This is a genomic window from Paenibacillus agaridevorans, from assembly GCF_003112455.1.
Lineage (GTDB): Bacteria > Bacillota > Bacilli > Paenibacillales > Paenibacillaceae > Pristimantibacillus > Pristimantibacillus agaridevorans.
On sequence record NZ_BDQX01000054.1, the window covers coordinates 112,776 to 115,214 of the forward strand.

The 2,439-nt window shown below is 58.2% G+C and carries 1 protein-coding gene; it reads left to right on the forward strand.

What is annotated here, in order from left to right:
- Nucleotides 1–2,439 (forward strand): hypothetical protein (locus tag PAT3040_RS36815; RefSeq protein WP_219930239.1); only part of this gene is annotated, 2,439 nt, incomplete at both ends.

Genomic DNA, 2,439 nt, shown 5'->3' on the forward strand with positions numbered 1-2,439 from the left:
TGGCCATCTCGGGCGGCAATGGCGACGGGTTTGGCGAAGGAGACGACTACAATATCTACGACCGGGACATTCACGATTCGCTCCATTTCGTGCATCAGTTGCTGGCGGGCAATGGTTCGGTGGAAGCCCGGATCGACAGCCATTCGGGAGCGGCTTCGGGCATCATGCTGCGCGACAAGCTGGACGCTAGCGCGCGATATATTTATTTCGGGGCGGACGAAGAGGGCAATCTCGTATTGCAGAACCGCACACGAGACTCCAGGCATATGTGGACGGATGTAAAGGCAAGTCCGTTCGATGCTGGTCTGCTGGGCTTGCGCGCAGAGGAATATCCGTATATCCGACTGGTAAGAGAATACGACTCCCATTACGTCAACGCTTACGTTTCGCGCGACGGCAATAGCTGGATTGCGGTTCACAAGCTGTTTACGCCGTTCCCTTATGCGATATATGGGGGCGTAACGGCAGCGGAGGCGGCGCGGTTCGGCGATGTCCGCGTAGAGGAAAGCGAGCGGGGCAGCCTCTATCCGGCAGCGAAGCTGGAGGGCGAAAGCTTAACAATAAGCTGGAACAAACCGAAGCAGGCTGTCGGCTTCAGCCTTTACCGTACTTACGATGCGGCGGCGAGCGATACGAATCCGGAGCTGCGGCCGGGTACATCCGAACCGGCAGCGGACTCGCCATGGACGCGAATCGCAGCGGACGCGATGATCTTGTCCTACACCGATACGGCGATTCCATCGCAGGGCACGCCTTATTACAAGGTAGCTCCGATTGCGCTGGACGGCGCGGTCGGTCCGTTCTCGGACACCGTCTCGCCACCGGCCTTGTCAAACGCTCCTGAGCCGGGGGACATTGCGGTATCCAACCGCCCGGAAGGCATTGACGATGTCGTTACGGTGGAGGGGCTTGCGGACGGCAGCGTGGCAAAGGTTTACCGGACGGCAAGGGATCTGCAGCCGCTTGGCATGGCTATTGCGGAGGGCGGCTCGGCTTCGGTGCGAATTGCGCAAATCGGCTCGCTATCGGGATCGCTGTATGTGTCGTCGGCCGAACCCGGCAAGCTGGAGAGCGCACGAACGCTCAAGGGCTATATAGGCGAGGACGGCATCATTCAATTGAAGGTGGAAAAGGATACGACCTTGCGATTTAGCAACGATAATGCCTCCGGCATTGGACCGGAGCTGACGATTTTAAACAGCGGGGCCAATGTCGAAACGCAGCGCCGATACGGACTCCTTACGTTTAATGGCGTTCCCGACCTGAGCGACTCCGCTATCGAATCGGTGAACCTGACCATGTTCCGGGGCAATCAGCGGTCGGCCGTCATCCAGGCGCGTTTGCTCGAGTGGGATGACTGGGCGGAGCCAGGCGCTTCGGGCCGACTGGGTCTTGAGCTCAAAAACGATTATTTCGGGGGCAGCACGGATCAAATTGTTGCATTTTTGAACAGCCCTTCGGCATCCGCTCCCGTAGCCGCGAACAGCGATTATCCGGATTACGGCATTTCCGGAGTCTGGAGCATGGATGTTATGGATACGGTGCAAGCCAATACGGGCGACAAGCTGACATTGTTCCTGGCGTCTGCCGGCGCCGAAGGCAACCCGCTGACGAAGGAATATACATCCGGCGGCAGCGCCCCGGGTCAATTTGCGCCAACGCTCACCATTGTTTATAAGCTGGACAAAAGCTTTCTGTTCGAGCTGATCGGCGATGCGGAGGCTTTGGATGAAGCGGCATTTACGCAAGCCAGTTGGATGGCGCTGCAAACGAAACTGGAGGCGGCGCGGTCGATAGCCGTAAATGAGTCTGCCGATCGCGCGGCGGTGTACGAGGCTGCCCTGCAATTAAAGACGGCGATGGATGACCTCGCCGGGTTGCCGAAGGCATGGCTTGACGGACCGGCATCGTTAAGCGCTAAGAGCGATTTCAGCGTGTCCGCAGGTTTGTCCGATCATGCGGAAAGCTTTACGGCGCTTGATCTTGTCATACGGTACAATCCGCAGCAAGTGGAATTTGCCGCAACGGCCGACCATGCCGGCAGCTATTGGCTGGATGCGGAAGCGATCGTTTCGGCGCATGAAGACATACAGATCGCCGGGGCGGCGCTTAAACCGGAGCAAGGCGAAATCAAGATTATTTTGATCCCCGCTCAAGGGGGAGAAGGCATTAGCGTGAGCGGACCATTGCTGACGTTGCATGGCAAAGTCAAGAATACGGCATTACCTGGGCAGGTCAGAATGGAAATTGCCGAGTTTACGGGGGCGTTGTCCGGCAGCTCCATGTCGTTTGATGTTGCGGACGCGAGCTGGGAGGCTGTGCTGAACGAGACGGATAAAGCGGCATTGAACACGCTGCTCGCCGAAGCTCGGGAGCTTCAAGGGCAGGCTCAAGCCGGTGGCTTGCCGGGTCAATATCCGCAAGCGGCCATAGATGCTC